Origin of the sequence: Chryseobacterium sp. OV279, from assembly GCF_900128945.1 — a bacterium.
In the GTDB taxonomy this organism is placed as follows: domain Bacteria; phylum Bacteroidota; class Bacteroidia; order Flavobacteriales; family Weeksellaceae; genus Chryseobacterium.
The window spans coordinates 305,657-330,189 of the sequence record NZ_FQUD01000001.1; the positions used below are offsets into that span (position 1 = coordinate 305,657).

The following is a 24,533-nucleotide window of genomic DNA, read 5'->3' on the forward strand; positions in this document are numbered from 1 at the left end:
ATCCTTAGAATTTTAATTTCTTAGTGACCACTTTTCCGTTTTCCAGAACCGCAGTTACCGTTAAAATTGTGTTCTTTGCATTCAAAGGAAATCTGTATTCAGAAGATTTGATATCTGTTCTGCCTGTAAGAAGCCTTCCCGAAGCATCATAAATATGAAGTGAGGAAATTTTCAGATCACTTTTTATATATACGGAATTCTCGTCTTTAGTGATTTCTGCGACATTTACTTTGGCGACATTTTCAACCGCTAACAGACTCTGACGGTTAATAATGACCGAATAATCTTCCACCTGTCCATATTTTGGAGTGTAGCAGGCCGTAACCGCGGTCCCGTTAAACTCACCGATAACTCTCATTCTTAAAGCCGTATTTGCTACAGCCGTTGCAGGAGGAGTTACTGATGCTGTGGCTACAGAGCCGTTGCTGATTCCACTTTGATTAAGTACAAGTTCAGTCGTTTCATTGAACTGTCCGTCGTTGTTGTAATCTATATACGCTTTGATAATATGTGAATTGTTGGTTCCCGGTGCAACGGTAAGGGTTGTTGCTGTACCACCTGGGATCGTCGTTTTGGAAACACCTGCACAGTAATTTCCTGTAAAGTTTTCGTAGAAATTATTGGAAGCCTGTTTGTAGTTGGAAGAATAATTATTGATATCCCCAAACTTCACAGAAGTGACCCCTATATTAGATCCTCCGGGATTTGTGATGGAAGTCGGAGCACAGGCTGTGGTTAAAACAGTGTTGTTATTAGGTGTAGTAGAAGAAGCAACGGTAGAGTTGATCAAAGACTGTCTGTACTGCAGAAGTTGCGCTGTTGCACGGTCTGCTTGCCCCGAAGTAAATAAATCTCTGAAGCAATAGGTATAGGCCATGACATTTCTCTCACCACCAGCATAAGTCACGCTGGTACATGGATTGATCTGCCCCGTTTGGCAGCTGCTTGGAACCGAAGAGTGATAAAGACTTTTCATCGGTTCAGTGTCACAAACCAAATCCCCTTGCAAGGTACAATCGGTATTGGTAGGGCAGGCGCCTGTAGATTCGGTATAGCCTTCATGAGTATGGCGAAGTCCCAGTGCATGCCCGAATTCATGCGCTAAAGTCTGCTTGTTCACCGCAGAAGCGCTTGTTGCCATGAAAGAATAGTCCTTGCTGCCTCCCGGATAATAAGCATATCCATTCAGTGCTCCTGCATTGGAGGTTAGTTTCTTCACGACATAGATATTGTAATATTTGCTGGTGTCCCACATCCCTAAGGCCGTGATCTCAGTGGCAGCTACTGCATTGGTGGTATTGTCATCATTGACACCTCCGCTTACATATTTTGGAAGATGAGAGGCATTGATTCTGTTAATTCCGTTCGTAGGATCACAGCTTGGATTCACTTTAGCAAAAACAAATTTCACAGGCAGTACAGCGCTGGTTCCGGCCATACCGCTGGTCGAACTTCCGGAAAAAACGCCGTTCGTATAATTTACCCATGCAATGATATCAGCATCGGATTTGTTATTTACGGTTCCTATAGCACTTCCGTCGCCTACTACATGCACCACCACCGGAATTTCATAAACCAGCTTTTTGTTGATGGTCTTAGCGAATTTTCCGCTTTTGATCAGTTTGGATATTTCTAAATTAAAAGCGTCATCCTGAGCCTTCTGTTCCGGATACCTTTCGTAATGTTTCCGCATCAGTTCATCAGTTCCGCATTCCTGAGGTTCCAGCTTCTGCGAGTAGAGATTTGTACAGAATAAACCTGAAACAATAATTAATAGTAGTTTTTTCATGAATATATTATTTAAGTTGTGGGTGTGTTAAAAATAAATAAAATAATCAATAAATTGTTGCTTTTTATAATGTATTGGTTGTTAAATGGTTTAATTTATAATTAAAAACCATATAAACCGATAAATTTATATATAAATGAAAAATAGAAATATGGCAATAATTGCGATTAAAATCCAATAAATAAAAAGATAAAACGTATTATATTTTCTTAAAACTACAAAACACGAAATTTTGTAAGGTATCGAAAGGAGTCATATGATTTACGGTGTGACATTTTATTTTTTCAAAATCTGATTCAAACTCAGCAGCCATTGAATGTTCATCATACTGCTGAATCTCAAGTCCGCTGCACCTGGTCGGGCCGTTTTTGGAAAAAGTTCCTATGATCATGAATGCCTGTACATTTTTCTTTGCTATGGACGTGTACTTTAAGATTTGTTCCGATGTTGTCAGAAAGTGAAAGGCGGCCCGGTCATGCCAGATATCATAAGTTTCATCCGTATCAAATTCAGTAATATCCGCTACAATCCATTTCACCTTTTGAGCTTTATCTCCTAATCTTGCCTTTGCTTTTTCCAGAGCCTTTGATGAAATGTCGAGAACCGTGATGTTTTCATAGCCTTCATCCAGTAAAAAATCAACAAGATTACTGTCTCCACCTCCTATATCAATGATTTTTGCCTCTTTATCCAATCCACAGGAATGAATGAAATCGAGTGATGTCTGTGGTTTTTCCTGAGTCCAGCTTACCTGGTCCGGATTTTTAGTTTCATATACGTTTTCCCAGTGATCTGTGTTGGTATTACTCATCTTAATGCATTTGAATGTGGGTAAAAGAACTTGAGTTTGGTTTTTGTCAGGAAATCTCCTGTTCTTTTAACTGTTGGTTTATTTCTTCGAATTTATGAATTAATCCATTCAGTTTTCCCTGCTGTTTCCTGATGGTTTTCGGTCTTAAATAAAACCAGTTGAAAGCAACCCATAAAAAAGTGAGCCCATACGTTAAAACGGCATACATCATTTCCATTCTTGACGCGTATTCATACATATACAGACTGATTCCTGCGAAGAGCATGATGAAATATAAGTTCAGCATCGTGGTCTGCATAAATTTCTGCTTACTCTTCAGTGAATACAGACTCTGTAAATATTCAGCATTCGTTTGAGTGTTGTCGAGTTTATAAATAGGGCTGAACAGCTTATTATAAGCAAAAAGAAAAATAAGCATGGCCAGAATAACCAGTACAATTCCGATTTTGGTAGAGAGAAACTGAGGCTGATAATAATACCAGATAAATCCTATGAATAGGCTGGTGAGGATCAGCAAAACATTGGTAACCAATAATCTTCTTAAGTTTTCGTTTTTGAATTTCTTAAGTCTTCCAAGCAGCTCTTCTATACTTGGTTTCTCGGCAGTCTGCCGTTGCCAGAGGTTTTTAAAATCTATATTAGTAGCCATTTTCTTTGAATCTTTTTGTTAATTTTTCTTTTATCCTGTGAATCCTTACCCGGATATTGGATTCCGAAAGTCCCACGATTCCTGCAATTTCCGCCTGTTTCACTTCTTCGAGCTCCAGCGAAATAATGATCCTGTCCGTTTCAGGCAGCTCCGAAATAAACTGATACAGCAGCTGGATCTGCGGTTCCATAGATTCCTGTTTTTTTTCTTCGAGGTGAATGGGAAGTTCCGCTTTGGTAAATCTTTTCTCCTTTTCAATCTGTTTTAAGCAGTTGTTCGAAGCAATTCTGAAGATCCACGTTCCAATGCTGGATTCGTTCCTGAATTTCGGAAGCTGCCGCCAGACAATAATGAAGGTTTCCTGAGCGAGATCCTGAGCCAGTTCAGAGTTATTTACATATCCCATGCATAAACGGAATATCTTCTGCCAGTACAGCTCATATATATCTTCAAATACCATTATTTGGAGGATAAAAAGTTATTCAACTGTTCAAAGTACCATTCTTTGTCGTCATACATGATAAAATGAAGTCCTTTTGAAGCATACCTCATATCTGCATTTTTTAAATTTTTATATTGATTTTCAATAGCCGGTTTAAAATTAACAAAATAAGACTCCAGAAGGATAAGCGAAGGACATTGAATCGTTTTTATTTTTTCGCGTAAATCTGTGTTCGAAAAATCGCAGTACATTTTGGCAAAAGTAGTCCGGTCGGATTTCATGCTCCAGCCAATCACGGTTTCCTGCATAGCTGGATCAGCGACAAGGCGTGGAATGGTGCCGGTTTGCATCTGTTTAAATTGTTCATCACTCATAGCTTTCAAAGAATTGATTGTTGAGGTACAGTCATTATTCTCTTTAGATGTGAAATTCGGATCCGATAATGCCGCCAGACACGGAAGTGTGTCTACCACTACTATTTTTGCAATAAGCTCCGGATAATCTGCCGCCAGTGCCATCGCCAGACCACCTCCCATGCTGTGTCCAATGATGATGGGCTTGTCAATTTTCTGATCCTTGATATAAGCTGCAATTTCTTTTTCCCAGTCCTTAAAACTGGCATCAGCCAATGGTGGTACGCCCGCAAATCCTTTCATCGTTAATACATAACAGGAAAATTTGCTGTCAAATTTGGATACCGTTTCATTCCAGACTTCTCCCGAAGAAGCAAATCCGGGAATAAAAATAATGGTCTGTTTGCCGTGTCCTGTTTTTTTGACTTCAAAAGGATAGGTTTTGGTCTGCCCGAATATATTGCATGCTGCAGCAAAAACTAACATAAGGATAAAGAAGATTCTGTATTTTTTCATGATTATAAAATTTTAAGGTGAATATGCCTTTTAGAGACCTGTTTTTTTAAAATGTTACAAAATGTTTTTAAATTATTTTCTGAATGTTGGTGAAAACGCAGCAGTGCAAAGTTTTTTATTATTCTAAAACAGTTATTAATCCGCAGTCATTGCGAGGAACGGAGAAATCTCATCGAATATTTTTTTTGTTTTCTGAATGTTGGTAAAACGCAACGGCGCAAAGATTTGTTTCTATTCATATGTTTTAAGGCGCAAGGATTTTATCTCCGATAAAATTGATACTGCTGTCATTGCGAGGAGCACAGCGACGAAGCAATCTCATCATCCTAGCTGAAAATCTTTGATTTTCTTGCGCCTTAAAATATTCACATTTAAATTAATTTTTACGTCTTTGTGTTTTTCCAACAAGCTAATTTTCAAATAGTAAAAACATTCATCAATCATCTTTCTTCTTCTTAAAAACCTTCGACTTCAACCATAATGTATTAAAAATCGGGTCTCTCCGCTCTATTTCAATAGATTTCACAACAATTTTTCAAATTATTGAACTGAAAAATATCATATTTTGTCTGATTCATGTGATTCATCAGAATATTTGCTTTTCCACTATTTTTTCCTGAATTAATAGGCCTTACCTATAAGTTTTCTATGGGATTTTTGTCATTTAAAATGATCTGATTATTCTAAAAAAATGTAAAATCCGTATAAAATCATTAATTTGAATAAAAAAATAGTATTTACCTGATGATTATATTGGAAAATTCACTAATTTTATTACTAATTAAGAAGCTGCCCCAGCTTGCCGAAGGGTATGAAGTGTAAAATTGAAATTTTTAACTAAAATCCAAAAAATATAAATGAGCAATATACAAGATGAATTTAAAGTCTTTAAAGACGAGCTGAAAAAACTGAATATCGATGTACAGAAAGTAGTGAAAGTAGGAAACGGAAGCATGGATTTCCATGAAGTTTTTTACAAGTCTCCGAGATATCAGGAAATAAAAAGCGTGTATGTTCAGCGTCATAACCTGGACAGTATGGTAGAGAAATTTAAAAAGGCTTACCACTAAAAATAAATGGGCGCCGCAGAGAATCTGCGGCGCCCGGTTTTTATAGCTGTTAATTTGAGTTGAAGGTTAAGTGATTGGAACTTGCTTTTGGTACCCTTGTCAAGGTTTTAAACCTTGACAAGGGTAGTCCTCGATATTTTGCCTCAGGGTTTTTATCAAACTTACGCAAACAAAAATGTCTTATCCTGTACTCAGGTTATTTATTTTAATCTTTATCCAGTGAAGAGTTTTCTTTTGTATCCTTCATTCCGGCATAAACAATCAGAGAAAACAGAATACATCCGGTGATATACCAGTAGAAATACTGTTCTGTTCCCGCCTGCTTGAACCAAAGGGCTACATATTCTGCTGTTCCTCCGAAAATAGCCACTGTAAGGGCATACGGAAGACCTACTCCCAGCGCTCTGATCTCAGAAGGAAAGAGTTCCGCCTTGACAACAGCATTGATGGAAGTATAACCGCTGACAATAATAAGTGCTGCCATAATCAGGAAAAACGCCGTCCACATCGATGTGGTTGTACTTAAAGCGGTGAGCAGAGGAACGGTAAATAATGTTCCCAGAATTCCAAAACCTAAAAGCAGTGGTCTTCTCCCGATTCTATCTGATAATGCTCCGAATACTGGCTGCAGACAGGCAAATATAAACAGTGAAATAAATGAAATCAGGGTAGACTGTTCCTTGGTAAGATGAACGGTGTTCACCAGAAACTTCTGCATATAGGTAGTATAGGTGTAAAAGGCCAGAGTTCCTCCTAAAGTAAGTCCAATTACGGTCAGTAAGGCTTTAGGATGTTTCAGAAGTTCTGTAACGGTTCCTTTTTTCTTGTCGTTAACCTCTTTTTTATTTTCAAAAGCTTCTGTTTCATGAAGATTGGCTCTTAAATACAAAGCAATCACAGAAAGCAAAGCTCCGATGACGAATGGAATTCTCCAGCCCCATTCTTCAAGCTGAGTCTCCGTTAAAAGCAGTTTCTGTAAAATCAACTGAATGCCCAATGCGATCAGCTGCCCACCAATAAGCGTTACATACTGAAAGCTTGAATAAAACCCTCTCCGGTTTTCCGATGCCATCTCGCTGAGGTAGGTTGCAGAAACACCATATTCCCCACCAACACTCAATCCCTGTAATAGTCTTGCAATTAATAATAGGGCAGGAGCCAAAATTCCTATGGTTTTATAAGTCGGGGTCAATGCAATAAGCAGCGAACCGAAAGACATCAGCAAAACTGAAAGTGTCATTGCTTTTTTTCTTCCGATCTTATCTGCAATACTTCCGAAGATCCAGCCTCCGATGGGGCGCATCAGGAAGCCTACAGCAAAGATTCCTGCTGTATTCATCAGCTGTGCATTCAGGTCGGAATCCGGGAAAAAGGAGTTGGAGAAATAAATAGCAAAAGCAGCGTAAGCATACCAGTCGTACCATTCGACCAGGTTTCCTACGGAACCGCCCACAATGGCTTTGATCCTTTGAGCAGTTGTAATTTGAGTAGTATTCATATGAGTAAGATATTAAATTTTTTAAAGTACGATTTGAAAAGACAGTAAAAATTCACCTTTTCTGTCAAAAATTGTTTTGGATGTAAGGTCATAAAGCGGTCTGCTGCTGTATTGGGCAACGATTCTTGCGTTTTGACCGTAGAGATAGAAATTGGCTCCAATGTCATAATAACTTCCATTCTGGTTAAGGGCATTCATATCTTTTAGGGCATAATTGAAAAATGGCTGAACCTTCAGGATTTTACTGAATTTCGGAAGCACAAACCCCATCTGTGAAAACCAGATATTTCCTGTTCCCATCAGAACCCTGTTGTTTCCGGGACCTTCCAGTGCTTTTTGTCCCATGAAATCTGCGTTGGGAGTTCCGGGATTCAAAAGACCGCTTACTCTTAAATAATTAGGACCGTAATTATAATTGTAAAAAACAGAATATAGTGTTAATCCCATCTCTTTGCTTTTATCTCCTACGGGAAGTTCTGTATAAACATCTGCTCCTAAAATATTCACATCATGAGATTCGAAAACATTTTCAGAAGGTTGAGATTGCGTTGCCTCTTTATTGGTGTAAAAACCGGCTCCAAGATTTAATACTTTTTTTGTAGCTAAATTATTTCCCGGGAGAAATGAAGTCACCGTAGTTTCTTTGTTAAAAAACTGGTAGAAGGCATATCCTGCGTAAGACAGTTTTCCACTTTGGTTATTGTCTACAGCCGCACCTCCGATGGCTGGTTTCAAACTGGTCGCAAAAGGTTTGTTAACACTGAAACGGTAATTAATTCTATCGAATTCCCCATGGACAAAAATTCCCAGTTGCCTTGAAAACTGATCGGCTATTTCTATCATTGGAAAATTGAAAACAGGGATATCACCTGCGAGCATTTTGGTTGTGCTGGCGTTGGTGAGTCTGCTTACCCCGTTCCATGAGTGGAGTCCTGCGCCTAGGTATAGATTGTTTTTGTTCGGTTTTCCTGTCTGGAAATCATTTCTTGGAATAATCGCGAATTCATTATAAGCATCATGAAAAAAGAAAGGTGCTTTTTTTCCGGCTCCATTGTTTCCGGTACCTGTTCCGCCTCCTGAAATAAAACTCTGATTATTGATTCCCATCTGTAAAAAAACAGAATAAAAAGGAGTGACCTGGCTTTGAATAATGAGTCTCATTCTCCGGATGCTGGCATCGTAGGTTTGTTCCTGAGGAACTCCGTTCACCAGTGTTCCGGGATTGTTATCGATACTGCGGAGCCAGATCTGGCTGGAAATACCGAATTTCAGCCATTTGTCTCCTTTAGCATTAAGATTGATTTTAAGCTCTCCCACATCTAAAGGGTTTTTCTCAGAAGAAATCTCTTCAGGGCTTTTCTTAATACTCATCGTATCCTGACCGTACATACACTGCATAACAGTAAAACTGAAAATGATAAGTAGTTTTTTCATTGGCGCTTTTATTTGCACCTAAACAATACATACATTCTGAAGAAATTCTGAAGTTTTCACAAAATTGAATCATTTGATGTTATGTTTTTGAAATTCAGTATTTTATTTTACGAAATTGATTCTTGTAATATGCAGATTGTTTTCAAATTGATAGAATATTTCAGTGTCATAAATCTCCAAAATTTTCTTCACGAGGGCCAAACCAATCCCGATGGAATTCTGATTAGGGTTTCCGCGTCTGAATCTCTGAAATAATTCCTCAGTAGGAACAGTGGGCGGATTTCCTGTATTGGATATCTGTAAATAGCTTTCCGTAAGTATCACCGATATTTTTCCGTTTTCTATATTGTGCCTTTTGGAATTATTGATGAGGTTGTTGATGACGATCGTAGCCAGATTCTGATCAAAATTAAGATAGACTTCCTCCTGGATATCTTTCGTTACCGTAAGATTCTGTATTTCAAATATATCCTCAAAATAGAGTAGCCTTTCCTGAAGCAGCTCTGAGAAATTGATAAGTTGAGAATCATTTTTTTCAAAATGTTCAAGCTTGGCGAGGAGAATAAGAGATTGATTAATAGACGAAAGCCTGTCCAGTTCATCATTCATAGACGAAAGTGTGATCAGCTGGTTTTCCGAAAGCTCACTGTCCATCAGTAGTTCTATTTTTCCTTTGATGGAAGCCAATGGCGTTTGCAATTCATGAGATGTATTTTCCGAAAGTTCTTCCAGTAGGTGATAATCCTTTTTAGAGCTTTCTGTCATTTTCAGCAGAAACCTGTTTAGCGATTGGAATTCTTCGGTTTCCGTTTTCATCAGGTCCATGGAGCGGTTGTCTCTCAAACTGAATTTCTTAATTTCGTCTATCGCATGATAAAAAGGTTCAAGGATTTTTTTAGATACCAGAATACTCACAATGATGGTAAGAATGATCAGAAAAACCATAATCCAGGCAATAACCATGATGATGCTCATCAGAAAATTATTCTCGATGATCGTAATGTACCTTACACTGGTGATGGCGTATCTTTTCTGCTTAATTAAAGGATACGTAGTGACCGTAATCCTGTTCATGTGGGACTGGATGCTTTTGTTCCAGATGTATTTCTCTTCAATGATTTTTTCCTTGAAATTTTTAGAATCTGCGGGGAGAATTTTCACCTGGATCTGCCTGTGATGGAATTTTAAATAATCATAGGAAGGGTCACTTTCCAGTCTGCGGGCTACATAACTGTTTAAATCCTCAAGTTTAAGAATAGCAGAACGCATCGTTGCTCTTTCAAAAGCGAAATAAAGGATCGCAAAACCGGTGATCAGTACAAAAAATACCAATACGGTGAATGCTCTGGCAAAACGAAAACTTAAATTCATTTATCAATCCATTTATAACCCAATCCGTAAACAGTTTGCAGATAATCTTTTCCACCGGTATCAATCACTTTCTTCCGTAAGTTTTTTAAATGCTGATACACAAAGTCTACATTATCAATGCTGTACGTATAGTCGCCCCAAAGATGACTTGCAATGGCCTGCTTGGAAAGCATCCTGTTCTGGTTGTTGATGAAATAGATCAGCAGGTTCAGTTCCTTTTTGGTAAGATTGACCAGTTGGTCATTGATTCTGCATTCTTTAGATTCCAGATCAATTTTAATTTCATTGAAGCTTAGAATGCGGTTGGCCTCCGGTGTTTTTCTTCTGAGCACCGCTTTTATCCTGGAGTGAAGTTCGGGTAATGAAAATGGTTTGGTGATATAATCATCGGCACCGTCATCCAGTCCGGTCAGTTTGGTGTCTAAAGAATTTTTTGCAGAAACAATAATGACACTTGCTCCGGGAGCGTAGTTTTTAATATGTTTCAGAATATCCAGGCCGTTTCCGTCGGGAAGCATAAGGTCCAGGAGAATGCAGTCGTACTCAAAAAGTTCTATTTTGTCAATAGCTTCTTTCGCATCAGAAGCTACTTCACAGACGTAATCTTCTTTTTTAAGATAGTCTGTGATGTTGGACGCAAGATCTTTATGGTCTTCTATGATGAGAATTTTCATGCGAAAGTATTAAACAGGATAAACGGTTATCCGGTTTAAAGATATAAAAAAACCGTTCAGAAAATAAAGAACGGTATTTTTTAATTATGGTTTTAAAACCTGTATCCAATGGAGAGGCCGCTTCTGAAGCCGGCCCACGGCCCGTCTACTTTGACTTTCGCGCCATTGGCATTTGTTTCAACGGTGTAATCTACAAACGGAATGTCCAGGTTTTCAATTTCCTTTTTAAGCTGAGCCTGCATTTCCGGAGTCAGGACATAATCGCTGGTCATTGTGAAGTCTCCTTTTCCGCTTCCATAATGAGCGCCGGCGATCCAGAAATCAAGAACCAGGTTTTGGCTTCGGGTTAAGAAAAACTGGACCCCAACCATTAGTCCGCCGCTGTTTCCGCTTGTGCTTCCCTGACCTTTCAGTGGGATCTGGTAGGTATTTCCGTCAACAGCATCATAATCATAATAGAAATCAAAACTATTGGATGAAACATCGGAATACCGGTAATAAGGAGCAAAATAAAATCCTTTTCCATAACCTTTCCCGATGTAGAATCGTGGCTCGATGGTGAAATTGGTGGCCTTTACCCTTAGGTTCTGAAATCTTTTCTCATCTTCATCTTTCAAAAAAGCATTAATGAAGGGCACTTTCCCCTGTGTCATTGTTCCAAAACCTATATTCACGGAGAACCATTGGTTAATGGCTCTTTCATAAGACAGGTTGATATTTCTGAAGGCATAAGCTGTAACGTTGGTCTTGATGATATTCATTTTTTCCGAGGGAACAGCCTGAACTTCCTGTGCGTTTGCTTCGGAAAGCAGGAAACAGGGAATTAAGATAAGGAGCTTTTTCATAATCTTATATTTTGTGGTGTAAAAAAGTATCAGCAAAAAACGGGCAAAAAATTAATTAAACTTCAATATGGGTTTGTTTTTAACTTAAAAATAATAATATGATTGCTGTTTGTATTATTCGATGGGAATATAATAAGAATAATTGACAGCATCTCGCGGCATTACTTTTAAAGTAAAATAACCACTCAACAATCAACCCCGCTCAGTTCTGAACGGGGTTGTTTGTTTATAATATTGTATTGTTTTATTTCTTGATAAACTTCACCGTTTCTGTCTTAGCATCTTTTCCGGAAACCTGGATAAAGTAATTGGCTGTCGGAAGCTCAGAAATCTGTACTTTTCCGGATTTCAGATCTGATGTTTTGATCAGTTTGCCATCCAGACTATAGATATTGGCTGTTGTATAATTTCCTGTATTTCCTTTAAACCCAATAAAATCCTGCGCCGGATTAGGATAAACAGTGAAATCTTCTTTTTTTGCAGTATTGGCCGTTCCTAAAAAGGTCTCACCCAGAGCCACAGCACTTGATGTAGATTGATTGACTCCCAGTAAAGGAACTGTAATATTTCCACTTGTAGATGTCAGCAGTGCATAGCGGTGGCTGCCGTCATAATAAGAATAAGCAGTATTGGTAAAAGTTCCGATCGGATTGGTTAATGCAACGTCAAATGGAGCGTATAAATTAAAATTCTGTGTAAATTTTACTCTCAATACATTCGTGTAGGTTTTGCTGCCGATGATCAGGGTTCCGTAGGCATCAGCAAGAGTGCCCATTGTCCCGCTGAAAAATCCATTAGCGGCAGAGGATGTGAAATTTCCTCTGGCATTATCAGTTTGATTTACTCCGAACGCTGTAGGATAATTCATATACGTACCATTGTCTACGGAAAAATTTAAAGTAGCCTGAGGATTGATTACTCCGGTGATTTCCAGTTTTGTTGCGGAGGCTTTATAAAAAATAGAGGTTGCTCCACTGGCCATTTTAATAGTAGAACCCGGAAATGTCGTAATCTCTGCTGCAGAAGGTGTCGAATACACCGTTGGAGAAGCTGTTCCCTGTACCAGACTGCCGTTTGAAAAGGTAACATTGGCCCCTGTAGCGGTATTATTAACGGTTCCCGTTACCGTGTAATCATTCGCTGTATCTCCTGATAAAGGATCGTTGGCCGCTTTGGTCAGCGTGATCTGTGCGGAAAGTGCGCCGGAAATACCCAGCAAAAAGAGTAGTGATGTTTTCATGGTCAAAATTTTCACTAAGATAAATAAAAACAGATATTAGTTTTTATGTTAACTTGTTTTTAATGAATAATTTAAATAAAACAGCCATCCGGTATGATCGGATGGCTGTTCTGTACGTTAAATATTTTTTTCTAGTTGCTCATGATTTTGCGATACGCGTAAATGTCTTCAATCGTAACTACGCTCATCTCTTTTAAAGATGCAAATTTCACGATTTCAGGAAGTCTTGCCATCGAGCCATCTTCGTTAGTCAGCTCGCAAAGTACGGCATCGTCACCTAGATTGGCCATTTTTACAAGATCTACACTGCCTTCGGTATGGCCCCGTCTTTCGAAAACGCCACCTTGCTTAGCAATCAGTGGGAAAACGTGTCCAGGGCTTGCAATATGCGTTGCCTGTGCATTTTCAGCCACAGCTGTTCTGATCGTTGTTACACGGTCTTTTGCGGACACACCGGATTCAACGCCTTCTTTGGCTTCGATAGAAATGGTGAATGCGGTCTGGTTTTTTGAGTTGTTGGTTTCCACCATCGGACGCAGATTCAGGTGCTTGCTTTTTTCTTCCGAAATGCAAAGACATACGATACCGCTGCATTCGCGGATCAGAAGTGCCATGTCCTGTTCTGTAATGGTGGATGCGGGAAAGATGATATCACCTTCGTTTTCACGGTTTTCATCATCTACTAAAAGAATTCCTTTTCCCTGTTGTAGTTTTAGAAGTGCATTTTCTACACGTTCTGTGGAGGTCGCTCCAAATTGTTCTAATAATTTTTCCATGTTATTTTACTTTTAAAAGTTAAAATAGTCTTCGGTACATGGAAATGAAATACGGCACAATAAGCCCGTAAGGAATCTTACTGACCGTTTCATTTTCTTCTCCCATCCAGACTTTAACTGTCGGTTTTGGAATTTCACCAAATCAGTCCCTTCAAAAGAAAGGAGTCGCGGACTGTAACCGCCGGTAGGGAATTTCACCCTGCCCCGAAGAAAACTTATACTAAGTTTTACTGTATGTTCTGATTTAAAATTTTATTTCATTGATTATATTTAACGCACAGACGGCAAATTTCGGGAAGTTTTTTGAATTGGAGAAGGGATTTTTGATGCTATTTATCAATTGTCGCTTTAAGTTCAAAAAAATAGCCATTCAAAGTTAGAATGGCTTAATTTATAAAATTTTGATATTTTTTATTTAATAATTGTTGATTTAAAGAATCTGTTTTCCATCCTTATATTCCTGAACTGTCTTTTCGAGTCCCTTTTCATTATACATTTCCCATTTGCCGTCATATACTCCATTTTTCCAGTTTCCTATGCCCCGGATATTTCCATTTTCGTACCAATATTCATGAGTTCCGTTTGGCTTTCCATTAATAAATTCGCCTTTTCTTGCTTTTTGTCCATTAGGATGCCAGTATTCCCAGACCCCATTTTCTTTCAGATTTTCAATCTTCCCGCTTGAGTATAATTTGCCATTTAAATAGTAAGCCTTTTTAAGTCCATCTGTTATTGGTTTAAATTCAAGTGTTTTTGATTGAACCTCATTTAAATTCTGGCTGTTTTTAATGAAATCCCCCTTAGCAATCAGGGTATTTCCAAGATAAACTTCATATTCTTCCAAATTTATATTTTGGGAGTACAGGTTTTTGCTTACGAAAATTGTTAAGAGTAACGTAAGAAGTATTTTATACATAGATAAGATTGTCATTATTTTTCTTTTACAGATTTCTCGAGTTGGATTGTCAATAGTTTGATAAGCATCGAGACATTTTCCAAAGATAAAAAGTTTTAAGTCTTAAGATTCATACTCCTTCAAATAAAAGACTATTTTCTTCTCAATTAAGTCAGACAGTGAATTCGCGATTTTTATCACTTTCGGAGGTGTATTTTCGTGGGCAAGTACGTAAATATTTTGATTCTCCAGACTGTACAGCAATTGATCTCCGTCACCATACAGCCAGAATTCTCCCAGAACCAGATATTGCTTTTTCTGAATAGTTTCGATCGTTAATTCATTACAATCCATTTCCAGCCCCTCTAATTTTAAAACGGATACATTCCGGTACCATGTTATCAGGTCTTCAGGAAGTTTGATAGAGAGTTCTTTTTCTATATCCGGTATAAATTCCTGCTGTACACCGGCTTCGATGATGTCAGAATTACTGTATGATTTCGTTAATTGCCTGAAAAATTTCGGATAGCTGTCTTTTAAATAGCCAAATTTACTTTCAACGTCTTTCTGAAGCTGCTTCTCTTTTAGTTTTTCTGCTTTACAGAAATCATCAAATTCTCTTTCCCAGCCTTTTTTATAAAGATCAGAAAACTCAGCATTTATTTTCACAGATTTTAACCAGTCAAAAGCGCCCAGCTGCCCGATATACAGATTTCTGACCCCGCTGAAACTTTCCTTAGGTTTTATTTTAAGGAAGGCCGTTCTTCCACATACTTTTTCTACGTCACCTTTATGATCGCTGAACCAGCTCAGCCATTCCTGTGCGGTGAGTTTTCCTTCTGAAAGACTGGTGAATTGGTCAATGATTTCCTGTTGCATCATGGGCTGTTTACTCGGTTCAAAATTTATTTTTCTATCCATTTCCGGAAGAGGCTGGTATTGCTTTGGCTGGTTATCAAATACCTCTCATATCCCTCTATCTTTAAAGCTAATGCATTTTTAGAATAACGTTCAATTCTTTCGATGAATTTTTTATTAACAAGTTCACTGCGGTTGATCCTGAAAAACTCCAATGGATTAAGCTGTATTTCGATTTCCTTTAAGGTAGATACATTTAGCAGATGTTTTTTTCCTGTTTTATCCAGAGCAAAAACAACGCCTTCGTCAGCCTCAAAAAGCAGAATGTCTTTTGTTTCAAAAAAATAAATCCCCTGAGTGGTATTGACGGAAAATCGTCCTTTGTATTTTTTTTCTGCCCCATTGCCAATGATCTGATCCAGTTTTAAATGCAAAGAATGATCTGTTGTGTGACTTTTTCTGAGCAATAGAAATTTATTCCAGGCCTTTTGGAATCTTTCTAATGAAAAAGGTTTTAAAAGATATTCTATGCCGTTGCTTTCGAAAGCATCCATCCAAAACCGGTCATAGGCAGTTGTGAAGATGATGGGGCAGGAAATCTGTACGTCACGGTAAATATCAAATGCATTTCCATCCAAAAGTTCAATGTCCGAGAGGATAAGGTCAATAGTAACATTGGTTTTTAGGAAATTCACAGCATCCTGTATCGTATCTACCTCTGCTTCTACGGAAATGGGTTCGTTTACCTCGTCCAGAAATCTTCTGAGTTTTTTTCTTGCCGGGATTTCATCTTCAATGATAAGAATTTTGATCATTTCTCTTGTCATGGGATTATGGGTAAAGTTACTGAAAACTCATTTTCCGTATGGACGATTTCAAACTGTGTACCGGCTAACAGAGCATATTGCTGTCTCAGATTATTCAGTGCCCTTCCGGAAGTGGATTTTGTGTTTCTTTTGATCACGGTATTATTTGATACAACAAGACTGCTGTCTGCAGAGATGGTAATCAAAACAGGATTTTTTTCTGTTCCGAGGTTGTGCTGAATGGCATTTTCCAAAAGCAGCTGCAGGGTGAGCGGTATGATTTGGCCCCTGGTGTTTAGATTTTGGATTTCCAGCAGATAGGCATTGCCATACTTGTGCTGCATGAGGTTGAAGTATTTTTTTGCAAAAGAAATTTCTTCATCTATTGAGATTAAACTTTTATCAGAAACCTGAAGAACATACCGGTATATTTCAGCAAATTCATTCAGGAAATCAGAGGCTTTGTATTGATCTTCGTTGATTAACTGGTCTAAAACATTCAAATTGTTGAACAGGAAATGGGGGTTAAGCTGTGATTTGAGCTGGCTGATCTTTGCTTCGGAGAATGCCTGATTATATTCATCGATCTGTTTTTGTTTTCTTTTGTTTTTTTGATAATAGTAGAAAGCCAGAAAAAAACTTCCATAGATAAAAGTGTCCATTATTTCGGACAGGGTTGAAAGTATCAGGGTTTCCTGATTGAAATTTCTTTCAAAAGTGTTAAATGCCAGTGAGATGCACAGTCCTAATAGCTTCATGACTGCTAAATAGACGAGCATTGAGGTGCTGAATATTTTTAATGCTTCACCCGTGCTGAAAGTATCTGATTTCTGCCAGTGTTTCATAAAGAATTCCATCACAAAAAACAGAATTCCGGCACTTATAAAAGACAGGACTGCTGCTTCCGGAGTGAAGATGTACCAGTCAAGTGTTTTCCTTACCAGAAGCCTGATCTGTATGGATTGGGCATAGCCAAAAAGAAATACAAAAAGTAGAAAGTACTTGCTTTGCCTAATTTCGTTCAAAATATTTTTCATAGATATTCTGGTCAGATGATACAAAAATAGCCCTATAAAAAATAAAGGGCTGCTGATGACTCAAATTATTTTGTCTTATGATCCGGGAATGATGCGGTGACCTCTCCTTTGTCATTATAGAAATCAAGTTTTGCATTATTTTCTTTATCAATATAGAACATCGCTTTGGGCATTCCTTTGTCGTCAAATAAAAAGAGGCCGTTATTTTCAGCTTTGGATTTCCCCAGCATAATTCTCGGAGCGCCTCCTATCAGATTCTTTTTTACATAGTCGTCATACTTTTGCTGCATGGCTTTAGGATCTTTTTTCCGGAGGTCTTCAAGTTCTTTCATAATTTCGGAAGTTTTTATTTGTGATTCTTCTGAAGGACGGTCATTAAAAGCAAGACTGCTGGACACAAACCGTTTGCCCCCTTTTGTATAATCCTGAGTTAAAAGCTGCATTACCTGATCTCCATTGTATTGATCATAGGTTAATGATAAACCTGAGCTATGTCCGTTTTCCTTTTTTTGTCCGTCATAGATAAATCCTCCACATTCAATACCGTCTTCATTAAAAAACAGCATTCCTGAACGTTTTTTCCTGCTTTCATTGGTTGGGCGGGTATTGATTTTATCGTTTCCGTTGGGAAACCGGTCAACATTGGTAATGATCATTTTTACCGTGCCGTCTTTTTCCACGATATTAATTCTTTCGACATCAATTTCCGTGAATTTTTGATTTCCGTTTGTTTTAAAAGCTGAGGTCGTAAGGAAAACCATCCCGATTACTGTTGCAAAAGCAAACGCTCTTAGAAAAATCAATTCTTTATTCATAGTGTTGTTATATTGTATAGGACAAAACTATTCAGATATTGATTGCTCCTCAAACCAAAAGTAATAAGCCAAGGAAAAATTCCTTTGAATAAAGGAATTTTAGGAATGAGTTACATGATAGTGGCAGAAAAGTTCTTGTTACACAGATTAAGTATCACATGAAACATCATCCCAATCCTGATCCATATAGGTGATCAGCCAGTTTAAGGCATAATGTCTTTCATACACAATCCCGGAATCTATTGTCTCCATTTCAAGGTTGTTGATGCGGGCATCTACACAGGCCCAATCGTATCTGTAATACAAATCAGCTGCATCAAGGATTTCAGATTTTGAACGGACTTCATAATTTCGACTGATGAAATCATTGGGATTGAGGTCTCCACCCACAGGATAATGCTCCGCTGGGATATCATTCAGATCGCACAGTTCATCAGGAAAGGGTAGGGTGTCAACGATTTTTAGGGCCCAAAATAAAACCCAGATGCATTCACACTTCCAGCTTTCCTGAGATTTTTTGTGTTCTGTGGGATCGTTTAAAAAATCTTTTTCGTCCGGAGTCACAAAGTCCCAGAGATCATATTCTTTAAGATAATCAATGGCCTCTTCCGGCTCAATGGAATCAAAAGCGATAAGGTTGGTGACAGCAAGAACGGTCAGCCTTTGCGCGATTTCTTCAGAAGTTCTCAGGGTGGTTTCTTCTTCCGTTTCTATATAGGGAAGGTTGAAATTAATTTTAATTCCTTCTTTTTTGAGGATTTCCTCAGTTCTTTCTTTTCGTGAAAGGCCTTCTTCGTTGATGGACATATTGAATATAATAAAAGATGGGTGTGATGAATTTAGATGAGTTCTTTGATGGTCTGTTCAAGTAATTCGTTAAACTTCTCCGGATTTTCCAGCATTGGATAATGACCGGTTCCGGCTATTTCAATAGAGTTGTAATCTTTTAAATACTTTCTGTTATTCTCAATGTTAGTAGGAGAATTATCAGAATTGATGGCTCTTACCGGCACCTGAACTTTTGAAGCGGTATCCCTGAAATCTTTTATATATAAAGGTCTTAGTAGATAGATGGCTGCTTCCGATGTGTTTTGAAGGAACTCATTCTGTAGCCTTTCTCTTACATCCGAAGGTGTGTTTTCCACAAAAAGATATTGGGGAAGAATATGTTCCACCGCATTTTTAAAATCGTTGCGATAATGCACAAACATATATTGTTCAGCCTGCTCATCCGTAAAGGCTTCATCTAAATCTTTTATCGTATCTATCAGAACAAGAGCCTTAACCTGAGGGATCTTTAAAGAAGCTTCCAGTACATAAGCTCCTGACATCGAGTGTCCTACAAGAATAATTTCTGATGAACCAATCTGATCTGCTACAGCTTTGATATCATCTGCATACAGCTCACTTGACCATTCTTTCCGCGATTTATCAGATAAGCCGTGTCCTGCAAGACTCATTTGTACAATATGATAGGTATTCCTGAAATATTCTTCTTGGCTGTTCCACCATTCTGCATTGCCGAGCCATCCGTGTACGAATAATAGGGTAGGATTTCCCTGCCCGCTTTCTTTATAATGAATTTTCTGTCCGTCTGACGATTGTGCGTATTTTTCCATGATTAATATATTGTTCTGCTTGTATAGCGAGTTTGTGATTAAAAGGCTAATGTACAAAAAGAGATTTGTAAAGTATGGTGAAATCCCTGTATTATTGGGCTTTTTTGAAGATTTGTTTATGGGCGCTGCGGTTCATAGATGAGCTGTACCACTCCGGATCGGAAGGTATGGGTGGCCATCAGTTTCAGTTCCAGCCTCTCTTTCATATTTTCAAATAATGGTTTTCCGCTTCCTAAGGCAACAGGGTGAACAGAGATTCTGTATACATCGATAAGATGAAGCTGAATAAAGGTTTTGATAAGACTGGCCCCACCGTAAAGCCAGATGTCTTTTCCAGGCTGTTTTTTGATCTCTGCCACTTTTTCAGCAATGTCTGAAATGATAAAAACGGCCTGCGGATCCTCTCTGGTCTGTGTTGAAAAGACATATTTGTTTTTTGAATGTACAGCTGTCCAAAGTTTCTTTTCTTCAGCATCAGCACTGTCTTCCGGCTGATAATTTCCCCATGCATCATAACTTACCCTGCCATAAAAAATGGTGTCGATACTGTCCAGAAATCCGTCAAAATTCATGTCGTCATCCATAATGCACCAATCGGTTTCCCCATTGGGTCCTTCAATAAATCCATCTAAAGTAACGGCGAGATCAAGAACTACTTTTTTCATGTTTATTATTCATTAGGTTTTGGTACTGTAAAAATAAAAAAACGCTCTGAAGCCAGAACGTTTTGCGTTATAAAATGTTACCATTTCCAGATCTGTGGCTCGTCTTTCCAGATCAGCAGCCTGAATTCCTCATAATGATTTCCGTTTCCGATGGTGTGTGTATCCCGTCGGCCTTTGTCCAGTTTCAATTGGTGCAAAATCCCGGAGTGGGCAGCTACCCAAAGTGTTTTTTCATCATCCGAAAGAGTCATTCCCGAGATTGAGGAACCAAAGAAGTGTCTCCACAAGCGATTTCCTTCTTTATCAAATGCTTTGATGTATCCGTAAGCATCCCCCAGAATGTAATAGTCTTTTGTAGCGGTACCTGCGTACACTCTCATTTCCTCATCGATAGTGGTATAATCATCACTTTCTGTATACGCTTCGATATCAGCACTTTCATACTGACCGGAATTGATGCCTATGGTAATTCCGTTGTAGAAATGACATGAATTTGTGATCAGCTGGCTGTCATCTTTAGTAAACAGACAGAAATGCGGGTAGGAGGACTGTGCCCCGATCGAGCCTAAAGTATTGCCTTCCGGATCTAAAATCCTGTGATCATAGCTTTGGTCTCCCACCACAATGTAGGAATTGTCGTTGGAAAGGGTCGCATTTTCCATATCAATGTCAGGTGTCCAGTCTTCTTCGTCATCTTCATTGATCGGATGAATGAGTTTTTCTTCTTTCTGCGAGATCAGATAGATTCCGAATGAAGTGACCAGAAGAACTTTGCTTCCATCGTTGAACGGGATCAACTCTGTAATTCCCAGTTCTGCAGTTTGGTTCAATTCAAATTCGTTGATGAGTTCTCCTTCCCAGCCTTTGTAAACTGATATTTTACCGGGAGTTGCGATGGCAAAAACATCATCCCGTTTTGATTTACCAATGGCCTGTATCTTTTCTTCAAGTTGAGTCACCTGACCATGATCCAGCAGATAAGCCTGTCTTTTTTCATAGGAAGTTCCGGTCATGAAAACGATCTTTTCACCGGAAATAAAATGAAGCTGCTCAATGCTCTGCGACCTGTTTTCCAGTAAAGGAATGATAGGCGTATGAGCTGGCGGAAAGTTCGCTCTGAAGTTTTCAATATCTCCGTTCTGATTGGCTGTTTTAAGCAGATTAAAAACGCTTTCCGCAAGATTTGATCTCTTATCTTCAGGTTCTTCGCCTTTCCAGTTTTCCCAGCCGTTCTTTTCACCGAAATCAACCATTTCATTAATTTCTGTTGCATAGCGTTCTCCTTTTGAGAACCATTCTTCCTGGATTGTAGTGTTTTGCATAATTGATGATTAAATAAATTTGGAGATATTCTGTACGGGAATATCCTGTCTTAAAAATAAAATTATTTTTTTTATTTGAAATTCGCATGTTCGTCATGGTTTCCAGTGATTACAATGCTGCTTCCTTTTAACAGCTTAGGATTCACAGTTCCGGTTTTTTCAGCGGTGAATTCAAACCCGAGGATATCTAACGTTTCACCCGGTTTGGAGAATTTTTCTTTTTTTAGGGTATAAGTTCCTGCCGGACCGATCCTGATGGTATCTCCAGGCTGTTGCATAAACGTTTCGATATTATTTTTCTCTTTCGTTTCTATTTTAACACTTTTAGACAGGTAGAGCACATTCACATCCTGAAGGCCGGACCAGTGAATAGAAAAATCCTTGTTCAAAGAGTTTTCTTCTTCATAAATAATATTTATGGCACTGCTTAATTTCAGGGAAGGAACCCTGCCCAGGAAAAACTTTTTACCGTTAGCCAATTGAATCTGAAGATCATACTGACTATGTTCCGGGGCTATTTTTTCAGCATGGTACAGGTGGTTTTTGTTGTAATAGAGCTGCTGTACGATTTTGTATTCTGCCTTTTTGCCATTCACCCATATACTCACAGAATCATTGCCAAACATTTTACCGTTCTTATCACGAAGGACTACAGAAATACTGTTGTCATTTTCATCTGTCAGTTTTTGATAAATGCTGATTTCTGCTTTCAGATCAGAAATATCTGTAATCTTTGATGCCGGTTCCGGTCCTGAACAGGAATTGAACAGAAAATACAGACAGCATAGCAGAATAGAAAGCTTCACCTGGATATAGCCGGCAGTTTTCATAATGTGATGTTTTGGTGTGACGGAATTTTTTCCGGAGTGTTAAATTACGAAAAGAAATAGAATGTTGTGAAATGTAAAATGTATCATGTAAAAAGTAAAATGTATGTGCGCGCAATGATGACTAGAAATGATAATATTTTATGAAGTCCTTTTTGTCAATAATTTTCCAGTTTTTAACGGTAAAGTCTACCATTGCACCCTGACTGACTTTGCCGTCTACAATGAGTTCATAGAAATCACAGCCCCAGTCTTTATTCATCATGGTATTATGGCTTCGGACCAAATATTTAAAGCCGTAAATTTTTTTAACAGGTTCGCTTTTAATTTTCACAAGCACCGTATCTGTTAAAAGTATTTCATTCTTTACAAAATAATTTCTCTGGTGTCTCAAAGAATCAGAAATAAGATCAGGTATTTTGTCGCTGTAACTTTTAATCACCTGATCTCCTCTTTTGATTTTAATATGAATACTGTCTGCATCTTTTGGAAAATATCCGAAGAAAGAAACTGGAAAGCCGTCAATTTTAGTCTGCGCTGCACATTCTTTTTCAGCTTTTGAAAGTTTTTCTTTGTCGCTTTCACAGGAGAGGAAGAAAAGAGCTGTTACAATAAAAGCTAAATTTTTCATATCAGTACTTTATTTAATAAGCTCCTTCGAATAATTATACACCGATCTGTTATACCTCGGCAAATGTTTGGATAGCGATTCCAAAACCAACGACAATGCTTCTTTATCATTATTAAGCGATGAAAGAGACAGCGCCAGAAAAGCATTGACAGCATCGTCCAGTTCATCAGAATAGTTTTCCTTTTCTTCCCTTAAGATCTCAATACTTTCGTGGATTTTTCCGTTATTCCGAAGGGTACTTGCCAGTTGAATCCGGGCTCTTCTTCTCCGCAATCCGGTAAGACCTGAAGCTAAAGCAGATCTGTAAAGCGGTTCTGCATTCTTTTCAAAACCTGTTGAGTCATACGCGCAGGCTCTTTCGAAATCTGCGATAGCATTGGGTTCATCGGCAGAAATTTTGTCCGTATGTTTTTTTATCCGGTCAATGAATTCATCATTGGAAATGGTTCCCAACTGATCCCATATGGTTTTTAATTCTTTTTCCCAAAGTTCAGATTCTGTCATCTTTTAGTTATATTTTATCAGTCTTCAATAGCTTCAATGCCTTGTTGTTTCAACTTTTCCAGGTGATCTTTCATCGTTTTCAGCTGCTCCGGTGAATGTCCCTGCCAGTCTGTAACTTCTCCAACCACTTTAAAAGGATGTAAAGAACGGTAAGATTTTGTAGGATTTCCCGGGAACTTTTTGTCCGTTAAATTGGGATCATCCTCAATAGGTCCCGTCGGTTCCACAATATAAATTCTTTCTTTCCCGTCTCCGAAAGCGAGTTCTGCACCCCAGGTTGCCGCTTCCAGCGTAGCCGAAAGATAAATATATTTCGCCTTTCTTTTTGTACCGTAATTGGAACTGAAACCAATTTCGATGAGGTCTCCGGTTTTGAGATCCGCTTTGGTACCATGGTAATAGATGGGAGTTTCTTCAATAGGAGTAGAGTTCATAATAGGATGTTTTTAGAAAATAGGATTGACTTTCATTTTACATAGAGGAAGATCGATTTCACATGGTCCAAATATTCCATTTTGACTGGATGGCAGATGGATTAAGCTGTTGAATTTTCCGGTAAAACTCAAGAAAATTTTTATTCCAGATGGTGTAGTTGTGTGCGAATTTGAAGACAATTTCTTCGCCGTTATCGTTGATTTTGACCTGCCAGATTCGGCTGTTATTAATTTGAACGGATGTCTTACTGATTTCGCTGATATCTTTTAAATTAAATTTTGCAGTCTGCTGATGGTTGTTAACGGCATAAAAATATTCCTGATCAAAATAAAATTCCTGATCTGAAATGATGTTCTTCTCAAGTCCGAACAGAAAAGGTTTCGTTGAGATTTTATTTAAGTTCTGTAAACTTGAGTTGGTGTAGTTTACTTTATTATTTTTCGGTTTAACCCCTGAAATATTTTCTTTATAAACGATACGAACCAACAAAAAGATGAAAATGAGGCTTACGATAACGACTGCAATCAGGTAACCGTCTCCTTTTTGTGATAGGGTCACAGTGATTCCTGTAATCAGAAATGCGTAGACGACAGACAGGATAAGTATTTTTTTGATCATTAATGGATTACTACGTTAAATTTGAAGCCTCTT

Annotated in this window: 27 protein-coding genes and 1 riboswitch; of the genes, 1 reads left to right on the plus strand and 26 read right to left on the minus strand. The window is 38.3% G+C overall.

All coding sequences use genetic code 11. The features are described 5' to 3' along the window. Window positions 1–4: 4 nt before the first annotated feature. From BUA72_RS01245 to BUA72_RS01265, 5 genes are all read right to left on the minus strand, one after another. Entirely contained in the window at window positions 5–1,789 is a 1,785-nt protein-coding gene (locus BUA72_RS01245) for a GEVED domain-containing protein (RefSeq protein WP_072921446.1), read from the minus strand. Window positions 1,790–1,988: 199 nt separating this feature from the next. After that, window positions 1,989–2,600 carry a class I SAM-dependent methyltransferase gene (locus tag BUA72_RS01250; RefSeq protein WP_072921448.1) on the minus strand — a complete coding sequence of 204 codons (612 nt, stop codon included), beginning with the start codon at window positions 2,598–2,600 and terminating at the stop codon, window positions 1,989–1,991. 46 nt (window positions 2,601–2,646) lie between these two features. Continuing rightward, window positions 2,647–3,249: a hypothetical protein gene (locus BUA72_RS01255; RefSeq protein WP_072921450.1), complete on the minus strand. Its 603-nt coding sequence runs from the start codon at window positions 3,247–3,249 to the stop codon at window positions 2,647–2,649. Continuing rightward, complete coding sequence (locus tag BUA72_RS01260; RefSeq protein ID WP_072921452.1) at window positions 3,239–3,709, minus strand: RNA polymerase sigma factor; 471 nt, start codon at window positions 3,707–3,709, stop codon at window positions 3,239–3,241. Before BUA72_RS01260 ends, BUA72_RS01255 begins: the two co-directional genes overlap by 11 nt. Next, complete coding sequence (locus BUA72_RS01265; protein WP_047452538.1) at window positions 3,709–4,560, minus strand: alpha/beta fold hydrolase; 852 nt, start codon at window positions 4,558–4,560, stop codon at window positions 3,709–3,711. The genes BUA72_RS01260 and BUA72_RS01265 overlap by 1 nt, the downstream gene beginning before the upstream one ends. Before the next feature lie 857 nt (window positions 4,561–5,417). On the opposite strand from BUA72_RS01265, the gene BUA72_RS01270 reads away from it, so the two are divergent. Further along, the gene (locus BUA72_RS01270; RefSeq protein WP_040997349.1) at window positions 5,418–5,630 is read left to right on the plus strand and encodes a hypothetical protein; all 213 of its coding nucleotides are present in this window, start codon (window positions 5,418–5,420) and stop codon (window positions 5,628–5,630) included. Between the two features lie 205 nt (window positions 5,631–5,835). On the opposite strand, the gene BUA72_RS01275 is transcribed toward BUA72_RS01270, so the two are convergent. The 21 genes from BUA72_RS01275 to BUA72_RS01375 form a co-directional block, all read right to left on the minus strand. Further along, on the minus strand, window positions 5,836–7,128 hold the full coding sequence (locus tag BUA72_RS01275; protein WP_034723451.1) for an MFS transporter: 1,293 nt from the start codon (window positions 7,126–7,128) through the stop codon (window positions 5,836–5,838). A gap of 21 nt (window positions 7,129–7,149) precedes the next feature. Further along, window positions 7,150–8,562 carry a porin gene (locus BUA72_RS01280; protein ID WP_139259467.1) on the minus strand — a complete coding sequence of 471 codons (1,413 nt, stop codon included), beginning with the start codon at window positions 8,560–8,562 and terminating at the stop codon, window positions 7,150–7,152. 102 nt (window positions 8,563–8,664) lie between these two features. Next, window positions 8,665–9,933, minus strand: a complete 1,269-nt coding sequence (locus BUA72_RS01285; protein ID WP_072921455.1) for a sensor histidine kinase — start codon at window positions 9,931–9,933, stop codon at window positions 8,665–8,667. Beyond that, window positions 9,930–10,607 carry a response regulator transcription factor gene (locus BUA72_RS01290; RefSeq protein WP_072921457.1) on the minus strand — a complete coding sequence of 226 codons (678 nt, stop codon included), beginning with the start codon at window positions 10,605–10,607 and terminating at the stop codon, window positions 9,930–9,932. Before BUA72_RS01290 ends, BUA72_RS01285 begins: the two co-directional genes overlap by 4 nt. 92 nt (window positions 10,608–10,699) lie before the next feature. After that, window positions 10,700–11,452, minus strand: a complete 753-nt coding sequence (locus BUA72_RS01295) for a DUF3575 domain-containing protein (RefSeq protein WP_072921459.1) — start codon at window positions 11,450–11,452, stop codon at window positions 10,700–10,702. 244 nt (window positions 11,453–11,696) lie between these two features. Then, on the minus strand, window positions 11,697–12,692 hold the full coding sequence (locus BUA72_RS01300) for a T9SS type A sorting domain-containing protein (protein WP_072921461.1): 996 nt from the start codon (window positions 12,690–12,692) through the stop codon (window positions 11,697–11,699). A 131-nt stretch (window positions 12,693–12,823) separates the two neighbouring features. Further along, window positions 12,824–13,468 (minus strand): 3,4-dihydroxy-2-butanone-4-phosphate synthase, encoded by a 645-nt coding sequence (gene ribB, locus BUA72_RS01305; protein ID WP_072921463.1) that lies wholly within the window; start codon window positions 13,466–13,468, stop codon window positions 12,824–12,826. 90 nt (window positions 13,469–13,558) lie between these two features. Further along, window positions 13,559–13,684, minus strand: a riboswitch (FMN riboswitch). 214 nt (window positions 13,685–13,898) lie between these two features. Continuing rightward, window positions 13,899–14,312, minus strand: a complete 414-nt coding sequence (locus tag BUA72_RS01310) for a toxin-antitoxin system YwqK family antitoxin (protein ID WP_175548842.1) — start codon at window positions 14,310–14,312, stop codon at window positions 13,899–13,901. Between the two features lie 174 nt (window positions 14,313–14,486). Next, window positions 14,487–15,245: an SMI1/KNR4 family protein gene (locus BUA72_RS01315; RefSeq protein ID WP_072922460.1), complete on the minus strand. Its 759-nt coding sequence runs from the start codon at window positions 15,243–15,245 to the stop codon at window positions 14,487–14,489. 23 nt (window positions 15,246–15,268) lie between these two features. Continuing rightward, the gene (locus tag BUA72_RS01320; RefSeq protein WP_072922461.1) at window positions 15,269–16,036 is read right to left on the minus strand and encodes a LytR/AlgR family response regulator transcription factor; all 768 of its coding nucleotides are present in this window, start codon (window positions 16,034–16,036) and stop codon (window positions 15,269–15,271) included. 8 nt (window positions 16,037–16,044) lie between these two features. Further along, entirely contained in the window at window positions 16,045–17,064 is a 1,020-nt protein-coding gene (locus BUA72_RS01325) for a sensor histidine kinase (RefSeq protein WP_072921466.1), read from the minus strand. A 65-nt stretch (window positions 17,065–17,129) separates the two neighbouring features. Beyond that, window positions 17,130–17,879: a hypothetical protein gene (locus BUA72_RS01330; RefSeq protein WP_072921468.1), complete on the minus strand. Its 750-nt coding sequence runs from the start codon at window positions 17,877–17,879 to the stop codon at window positions 17,130–17,132. Window positions 17,880–18,026: 147 nt separating this feature from the next. After that, window positions 18,027–18,686: a DUF4272 domain-containing protein gene (locus tag BUA72_RS01335; protein ID WP_072921470.1), complete on the minus strand. Its 660-nt coding sequence runs from the start codon at window positions 18,684–18,686 to the stop codon at window positions 18,027–18,029. Between the two features lie 32 nt (window positions 18,687–18,718). Next, the gene (locus BUA72_RS01340; protein ID WP_072921472.1) at window positions 18,719–19,498 is read right to left on the minus strand and encodes an alpha/beta fold hydrolase; all 780 of its coding nucleotides are present in this window, start codon (window positions 19,496–19,498) and stop codon (window positions 18,719–18,721) included. 116 nt (window positions 19,499–19,614) lie between these two features. Beyond that, a complete protein-coding gene (locus BUA72_RS01345; RefSeq protein ID WP_072921474.1) occupies window positions 19,615–20,163 on the minus strand; it encodes a dihydrofolate reductase family protein in 549 nt (182 codons plus the stop codon). A gap of 77 nt (window positions 20,164–20,240) precedes the next feature. Next, on the minus strand, window positions 20,241–21,485 hold the full coding sequence (locus BUA72_RS01350) for a hypothetical protein (RefSeq protein ID WP_072921476.1): 1,245 nt from the start codon (window positions 21,483–21,485) through the stop codon (window positions 20,241–20,243). A 71-nt stretch (window positions 21,486–21,556) separates the two neighbouring features. Next, a complete protein-coding gene (locus BUA72_RS01355) occupies window positions 21,557–22,315 on the minus strand; it encodes a hypothetical protein (RefSeq protein ID WP_072921478.1) in 759 nt (252 codons plus the stop codon). A gap of 121 nt (window positions 22,316–22,436) precedes the next feature. Further along, window positions 22,437–22,943, minus strand: a complete 507-nt coding sequence (locus BUA72_RS01360; protein ID WP_072921480.1) for a hypothetical protein — start codon at window positions 22,941–22,943, stop codon at window positions 22,437–22,439. Between the two features lie 9 nt (window positions 22,944–22,952). After that, window positions 22,953–23,447: a tetratricopeptide repeat protein gene (locus BUA72_RS01365; protein WP_072921482.1), complete on the minus strand. Its 495-nt coding sequence runs from the start codon at window positions 23,445–23,447 to the stop codon at window positions 22,953–22,955. 17 nt (window positions 23,448–23,464) lie between these two features. After that, window positions 23,465–23,881, minus strand: a complete 417-nt coding sequence (gene arr, locus BUA72_RS01370) for an NAD(+)--rifampin ADP-ribosyltransferase (RefSeq protein WP_072921484.1) — start codon at window positions 23,879–23,881, stop codon at window positions 23,465–23,467. Between the two features lie 58 nt (window positions 23,882–23,939). Beyond that, a complete protein-coding gene (locus tag BUA72_RS01375; RefSeq protein ID WP_072921485.1) occupies window positions 23,940–24,500 on the minus strand; it encodes a hypothetical protein in 561 nt (186 codons plus the stop codon). Window positions 24,501–24,533: the final 33 nt, after the last annotated feature.

Coding starts and splice junctions, on each gene's coding strand:
- BUA72_RS01245 (WP_072921446.1), bottom strand. CDS start 1,789: ATGAAAAAACTACTATTAATTATTGTTTCAGGTTTATTCTGTACAAAT.
- BUA72_RS01250 (WP_072921448.1), bottom strand. CDS start 2,600: ATGAGTAATACCAACACAGATCACTGGGAAAACGTATATGAAACTAAA.
- BUA72_RS01255 (WP_072921450.1), bottom strand. CDS start 3,249: ATGGCTACTAATATAGATTTTAAAAACCTCTGGCAACGGCAGACTGCC.
- BUA72_RS01260 (WP_072921452.1), bottom strand. CDS start 3,709: ATGGTATTTGAAGATATATATGAGCTGTACTGGCAGAAGATATTCCGT.
- BUA72_RS01265 (WP_047452538.1), bottom strand. CDS start 4,560: ATGAAAAAATACAGAATCTTCTTTATCCTTATGTTAGTTTTTGCTGCA.
- BUA72_RS01270 (WP_040997349.1), top strand. CDS start 5,418: ATGAGCAATATACAAGATGAATTTAAAGTCTTTAAAGACGAGCTGAAA.
- BUA72_RS01275 (WP_034723451.1), bottom strand. CDS start 7,128: ATGAATACTACTCAAATTACAACTGCTCAAAGGATCAAAGCCATTGTG.
- BUA72_RS01280 (WP_139259467.1), bottom strand. CDS start 8,562: ATGAAAAAACTACTTATCATTTTCAGTTTTACTGTTATGCAGTGTATG.
- BUA72_RS01285 (WP_072921455.1), bottom strand. CDS start 9,933: ATGAATTTAAGTTTTCGTTTTGCCAGAGCATTCACCGTATTGGTATTT.
- BUA72_RS01290 (WP_072921457.1), bottom strand. CDS start 10,607: ATGAAAATTCTCATCATAGAAGACCATAAAGATCTTGCGTCCAACATC.
- BUA72_RS01295 (WP_072921459.1), bottom strand. CDS start 11,452: ATGAAAAAGCTCCTTATCTTAATTCCCTGTTTCCTGCTTTCCGAAGCA.
- BUA72_RS01300 (WP_072921461.1), bottom strand. CDS start 12,692: ATGAAAACATCACTACTCTTTTTGCTGGGTATTTCCGGCGCACTTTCC.
- ribB (WP_072921463.1), bottom strand. CDS start 13,468: ATGGAAAAATTATTAGAACAATTTGGAGCGACCTCCACAGAACGTGTA.
- BUA72_RS01315 (WP_072922460.1), bottom strand. CDS start 15,245: ATGATGCAACAGGAAATCATTGACCAATTCACCAGTCTTTCAGAAGGA.
- BUA72_RS01320 (WP_072922461.1), bottom strand. CDS start 16,036: ATGATCAAAATTCTTATCATTGAAGATGAAATCCCGGCAAGAAAAAAA.
- BUA72_RS01325 (WP_072921466.1), bottom strand. CDS start 17,064: ATGAAAAATATTTTGAACGAAATTAGGCAAAGCAAGTACTTTCTACTT.
- BUA72_RS01330 (WP_072921468.1), bottom strand. CDS start 17,879: ATGAATAAAGAATTGATTTTTCTAAGAGCGTTTGCTTTTGCAACAGTA.
- BUA72_RS01335 (WP_072921470.1), bottom strand. CDS start 18,686: ATGTCCATCAACGAAGAAGGCCTTTCACGAAAAGAAAGAACTGAGGAA.
- BUA72_RS01340 (WP_072921472.1), bottom strand. CDS start 19,498: ATGGAAAAATACGCACAATCGTCAGACGGACAGAAAATTCATTATAAA.
- BUA72_RS01345 (WP_072921474.1), bottom strand. CDS start 20,163: ATGAAAAAAGTAGTTCTTGATCTCGCCGTTACTTTAGATGGATTTATT.
- BUA72_RS01350 (WP_072921476.1), bottom strand. CDS start 21,485: ATGCAAAACACTACAATCCAGGAAGAATGGTTCTCAAAAGGAGAACGC.
- BUA72_RS01355 (WP_072921478.1), bottom strand. CDS start 22,315: ATGAAAACTGCCGGCTATATCCAGGTGAAGCTTTCTATTCTGCTATGC.
- BUA72_RS01360 (WP_072921480.1), bottom strand. CDS start 22,943: ATGAAAAATTTAGCTTTTATTGTAACAGCTCTTTTCTTCCTCTCCTGT.
- BUA72_RS01365 (WP_072921482.1), bottom strand. CDS start 23,447: ATGACAGAATCTGAACTTTGGGAAAAAGAATTAAAAACCATATGGGAT.
- arr (WP_072921484.1), bottom strand. CDS start 23,881: ATGAACTCTACTCCTATTGAAGAAACTCCCATCTATTACCATGGTACC.
- BUA72_RS01375 (WP_072921485.1), bottom strand. CDS start 24,500: ATGATCAAAAAAATACTTATCCTGTCTGTCGTCTACGCATTTCTGATT.